Source organism: Alcanivorax sp. HI0044 (genome assembly GCF_001634945.1).
Window position 1 is genome coordinate 1 of sequence record NZ_LWEZ01001167.1, and the last position, 5,487, is coordinate 5,487.

The 5,487-nt window shown below is 59.3% G+C and carries 4 protein-coding genes and 2 pseudogenes; 3 read left to right on the top strand and 3 right to left on the bottom strand.

Features of this window, described 5'->3' with window-relative positions; all coding sequences use genetic code 11:
- Window positions 1-237, top strand: a pseudogene (locus A3730_RS31735) (IS110 family transposase); the annotation flags it as partial.
- A gap of 85 nt (window positions 238-322) precedes the next feature.
- Here A3730_RS31735 and A3730_RS15315 read toward each other — a convergent pair.
- Complete coding sequence (locus A3730_RS15315; RefSeq protein WP_063538373.1) at window positions 323-1,855, bottom strand: bifunctional GNAT family N-acetyltransferase/carbon-nitrogen hydrolase family protein; 1,533 nt, start codon at window positions 1,853-1,855, stop codon at window positions 323-325.
- Between the two features lie 160 nt (window positions 1,856-2,015).
- Complete coding sequence (locus tag A3730_RS15320) at window positions 2,016-2,390, bottom strand: hypothetical protein (protein ID WP_063521261.1); 375 nt, start codon at window positions 2,388-2,390, stop codon at window positions 2,016-2,018.
- 34 nt (window positions 2,391-2,424) lie between these two features.
- Between A3730_RS15320 and cobB the strand changes: the two genes are divergently transcribed.
- Together cobB and A3730_RS15330 are read left to right on the top strand one after the other, a co-directional pair.
- The gene (gene cobB, locus A3730_RS15325) at window positions 2,425-3,135 is read left to right on the top strand and encodes a Sir2 family NAD+-dependent deacetylase (protein ID WP_063521262.1); all 711 of its coding nucleotides are present in this window, start codon (window positions 2,425-2,427) and stop codon (window positions 3,133-3,135) included.
- Between the two features lie 318 nt (window positions 3,136-3,453).
- Window positions 3,454-4,527: a 3-deoxy-7-phosphoheptulonate synthase gene (locus A3730_RS15330; RefSeq protein ID WP_063538376.1), complete on the top strand. Its 1,074-nt coding sequence runs from the start codon at window positions 3,454-3,456 to the stop codon at window positions 4,525-4,527.
- Window positions 4,528-4,803: 276 nt separating this feature from the next.
- Here the strand turns inward: A3730_RS15330 and A3730_RS31740 are convergent.
- A pseudogene (locus A3730_RS31740) lies at window positions 4,804-5,487 on the bottom strand (hypothetical protein); the annotation flags it as partial.

Genomic DNA, 5,487 nt, shown 5'->3' on the forward strand with positions numbered 1-5,487 from the left:
ACCAAAACCGGCAAGCGAAAACTGACCAAGAAAGGGGACTCAGAAGCTCGCAGGCTGCTTTACTGGGCGGCCATGGNCGCTCGCCGGAGCAAGCGTTGGGCAGGGGTCTATCAGGCTTATCTGGATCGAGGGCTGGCAACTACCCAAGCGTTAGTCATCCTGGCGCGCAAACTGGTTCGTATCGCCTTCGCGCTTATGAAAAATGGCACCGACTATCAGCCGGCCCCTGCCTCATGAAGACTGGGGTGGACAACATAGAATCTCCTACAGTTGATAACGGTGCGAAGGCAGGCAGGGCCGGACGGCCCTGCCCTGGCAGGATTCAGTCTTTGTTTTTCCAATCCAGACTATAAAGATCATCTCTCCGATCACGCAGGTTGGTCACCGACCCTTCCCGGTGTAGCAGTTTCAGCTTCTCCAGATCCACATCCGCAAACATCAGCATTTCGGTATTGGGGACCGACTCACTGATGATGGCATCGTGGGGGAAGTAGAAGTCGCTGGGGGAAAATACCGAGGACTGGGCGTACTGGATGTCCACCGCATCCACCCGTGGCAGGTTGCCCACGGAGCCGGAGATGGCCACGTAGCATTCGTTTTCGATGGCGCGGGCCTGGGCGCAGTGGCGTACGCGCAGGTAGCCGTTCTTGGTGTCGGTCCAGAACGGGACGAACAGGATATCCATTTTCTCGTCGGCGAGAATCCGGCCCAGTTCAGGGAATTCCACGTCATAGCAGATCAGGATACCCACCCTGCCCGCATCGGTGTCGAATACCTGCAGCTTGTCACCACCCTGGATCACCCAGTCACGGCGTTCATGGGGCGTGATATGGATCTTGTATTGGGATTCCACCGAGCCATCGCGGCGCATCAGGTAGGCCACGTTGTAGACCTTGTCATCTTCAATCACCGGCATGGAGCCGCCGACGATGTTGATGTTGTAGCTCACCGCCATGTCCGCCAACGCATCACGCACTTCGTCGGTGAAGCTGGCCAGGAAGCGCACCGCTTCCACGGAGTTCAGTTCCGGGCGCAGGCCCATCAATGGTGCGCTGAAGAATTCCGGCAGCACGGCGAAATCGGCGCGGTAATCGGACAGCGCGTCGATAAAGAATTCCACCTGGTTGAGCAGGTCCTGCACGTCGCGGGCGGCGCGCATGCGGCGCTGGACCACGCCCACGCGCACCACAGTACGGCGCGGCCACTCGGCGTCGTCATCTTCCGGTTCGTAGAGGATGTTGTCCCATTCCAGCAGGGTGGCGTAGCCGTGGGAGTCTTCGTCTTCCGGCAAATACGCTTTCATCAAACGTTTCACGTCGAAGCCATTGGAAAGCTGGAATGACAAAATAGGATCGTAGATGGCGCGGGCTTCCACCTGCTCGATATATTCGGTCACCGGCATCTGGTCCGCGTAGTTGGTATACCCCGGCAGGCGACCACCCGCCAAAATCGCACGCAGGTTTTCTTCCCGGCACAGCTCTTTACGCGCTTCGTAAAGCCGGCGCCCCAAACGGTAGCCGCGGTATTCCTTGTCCACGAACACATCCAGGCCGTACAGCGCATCGCCATTCTTGTCGTGGGAGCGCACCTTGTCATCGGTGATCAGGTCTTCGTAGCGATGCGGGTTGGAGAAACGGTCGTATTTGACCTTGATGGTCAGCGCCGTGGCCACCAGCTCGCCGTTATCCTCAATGACCAGCTGCCCGTCCTGAAAAATGCGGATCAGGGTCTTGATGGTGTCTTCCGGCCAGGCCCCACCAATATCGTGATAGACCTGATCCATAAGGCGCGCCAGCGCCGGGTAATCGTCTTCGGTGAGCGTACGCAAACGCAGGCGGGTTGTTTCTTCGGCCATAAAAAAACTCCGTTTTCGCTGCACGCGTCACGCTCAACGCAACAACGCGATACAGGTCTATTCATCTCTTCAATGCCGCACCCACGCTTCTAATGCCCGGGGGTTACGACGATTTTGCTTTTCCGTGTTGCGTGTCGCATGCCGCATTCTGCGTCTCTATTTACGCATTCAATGGCGGAAAGGGAATCAACCAGCTCATTTCCTGATTCTGCAACGCATGCATGCCACTGGGATAGAGCGCCACACCATCCGGGCGAATAAAAAGCACGCCCCCTTCATTCAAGCCAACAAAGCCGGATTGGTGCTCGCGGACAAAACCGCACACCTCGCTCCACTGCGGCTGTAATGAAGGTGGAATGGTTTCGTAGCCGATGACACCATTGGCCAGAGGGTCATCAATGGCAACCCGGTCGCGATACAGGCCCACCGCGTCTTCGCCGACCAGCAGTACCATGCCCTGGTGAAAGTGAAGCAGGGTCACGTTACCGCGCGGTGGCAGGCTGAGGTTTTCCTGTTGGTCGATAATGGTGTCCATAGAATCTGAAACCTTACGTAATACGGGCGGATAAATGGCTGAAAACATTGTAATACTTACCGGCGCCGGAATCTCTGCGGAATCCGGGATCAAGACCTTCCGGGCGGCGGACGGGCTGTGGGAAAACCACCGGGTAGAAGATGTGGCCACCCCGGAGGCCTTCCTGCGCAATCCCCTGCTGGTGCAGAACTTCTACAACCAGCGCCGCCAACAGCTACTCACACCGGCCATTCAGCCCAATGCGGCCCACCGGGCACTGGCCAAGTTAGAGAAAGCCTTCCCGGCGGGCAAGGTACTGCTGGTGACCCAGAACATTGACGACCTCCACGAACGCGCCGGCAGCCGCAACCTGATCCACATGCACGGCGAACTGCTCAAGGGCCGCTGCCAGACCAGCGGCGGCCTGGTAGAGCTGGACCACGACCTGACCGTCAACCTGCCCTGCCCGCTCTGCGGCGGCAAAGGCTGCCTGCGCCCTCATGTGGTGTGGTTCGGGGAAATGCCCCTGCAAATGGAAGCCATCTACCGCGCCTTGTCCCAGTGTGACCGCTTTATCAGCATCGGCACCAGTGGCAACGTGTACCCGGCCGCCGGCTTTGTAGAAGAGGCCAACCGCCATGGTGCACACACCGTGGAACTGAATCTGGAGCCCTCCCAGCGACTCACCGCCTTTGCGGAGCACCAGCACGGCCTGGCCAGCGAACTGGTGCCGGCGTATGTGGAAGAGCTGATTGCAGGAATCTAGCTGCTAGCTACGAGCTTCTAGCTGCGAGAACAACCCGTTCACTGCCAGGCACGGGGACTCGGCCTGAACGCGGGCACTGACTATGCATAACCCAGAGGGGCTACCTCGCGCCTAGTCGCTAGCAGCTCGTAGCTCGTAGCTCGTAGCTGATGGTCGCCCTTCATTGCCCACCCTATGGCACAGACAGGCCCCTTGATATTTCTCTGGCCGCCTGATTCCGCTAGACTGCTGGACCTCTACAAAGGGAGTGTCAGCCAGAGCCCGCCGCGCAAGAACAGGGCACGGGGCCTCCAGCAACTACAGGTAGCAAAGCACATCATGACCGACAAGCAGGTAGACGACCTTAACATTGCCTCGCAGGACGTACTGATTACGCCCAACGCGCTGAAGGAAAAATTGCCCCTCAGCGATAACGCCCGCCAGACTGTGATCAGCGGCCGCGAGACCATCCGTAATATTCTGGACCGCAAGGACCATCGCCTGTTCGTGGTGATTGGCCCCTGCTCTATCCACGATACGGACGCCGCCATGGAATACGCCGCCCGGCTGAAGAAGCTGGCCGACGAGGTGAGCGACACCATCTACCTGGTGCTGCGTGTCTACTTTGAGAAGCCGCGTACCACTGTGGGCTGGAAAGGGCTGATCAACGACCCTTACATGAACGATTCCTTCAAGGTGGAAGACGGCCTGCATATCGCCCGCAAGCTGCTGCTGGATGTGGCTGAGCTAGGCCTGCCCGCCGCCACCGAAGCGTTGGACCCGACCACCCCGCAGTACCTGCAGGACTTGATCGCCTGGAACGCCATTGGCGCGCGTACCACCGAGAGCCAGACACACCGGGAAATGTCTTCCGGCCTGTCCAGCCCGGTGGGCTTCAAGAACGGTACCGATGGCAGCCTGGATGTGGCTGTGAATGCCATGCTGAGCGTACAGTCCCCTCACCGCTTCCTGGGCATCGACCCGGAAGGCCGCGTGGCGCTGACCACCACCAAGGGCAACCAGTACGGTCATGTTGTGTTGCGTGGCGGTGGCGGCAAGCCGAACTACGATTCCGTGTCCGTGGCGTTGGCTGAACAGGCACTGGAGAAAGCCGGTGTCTCCACCAACATCATGGTGGATTGCTCCCACGCCAACTCCAACAAGGACCCGGGCCTGCAGCCGCTGGTGATGGAAAACATCGCCAACCAGATCCTGGAAGGCAACGAGTCCATCCTCGGCCTGATGGTGGAATCGCACCTGAAATTCGGCAACCAGAAGATCCCGCCGAATCTGGACGACCTGGAATACGGCGTGTCCATCACCGACGGCTGTATCGCCTGGGACACCACCGAAGAAGCCATTCGCAGCATGGCCGACAAACTGCGCGAGGCGCTGCCAAAACGTAATGGCTAAGGCTGCCCCCGCATTGAAAAAGCCCGGCCTTCGCGCCGTAATGCCGTTCACTTAAGCATTGCAGGCAGAGCGGGCCTTTCCGAAAATCCGGTTTCCACTCGCGGGAAGCCGGATTTTTTGTGTCTTTACAGCAGTCTCTTTTCGATATTGATGCCCTTCAGTCCTTACCTCGCTACGCTCGGTTCGCGCCTCGAGAGGCACTCCTACAAGGGAGGATCCATAAAAAAAAGCCCGGCGCGAAGGCCGGGCTTTTTCTGTTGCGTTACTGAGTCAGACTTAGAACAAGCCACCCAGCAGATTTTCGAACAGGTCCGTCAGGGCGTTGCCGGATTCCAGAGAGATGCCCTCGCCGGTTTCCTGATTCGCCAGACAAGCCAGACCCAGAGTCAGCGACAGGTTGCCCTCGTCATTAAAGGCACTCAGTAGCGGACAGCCCGGCAGCAGGCCGATCTGCTCGGAGTTGAGCAGCTCCACGTTGTCCAGGGACTCGATGAAGCATTCGGTCGGATCCACGGTACCGGTTTCAGAGGTTTCCGGGCACACCTGATCGGTGAGTGGATTCGGCTCGGTCAGCGGACCCAACAGCTCTTCCAGGGCGGCAAGACCGGCACCGGCTTCCGTCAGACAGTCAGTGGGCGTAGTGGGACCAATCGCACCAGCAGCGGTTTCCGGACAAAACTGCTCCAGCAACGGGGCCAGCGGGTTGTCGCCACCGCCACCACCGGGCAGACCACCGCCAGCCGCTTCCATGAAGCAGGCCGCCGGGTCGATCGGGCTGTTCGCTGCCGCTTCCGGGCACAGCGCCTCGGTCAGTGGGTTGGACCCCAGCAGCAGCTCTTCCACGTTACCGAAGCTGTTACCGGCTTCGGTCAGACAGTCGATCGGCGTGGTCGGACCCAGATCCGCTTCGGAGGTTTCCGGGCAGAATTGCGCCAGTACCGGCTCCAGCGGGTTGCCATC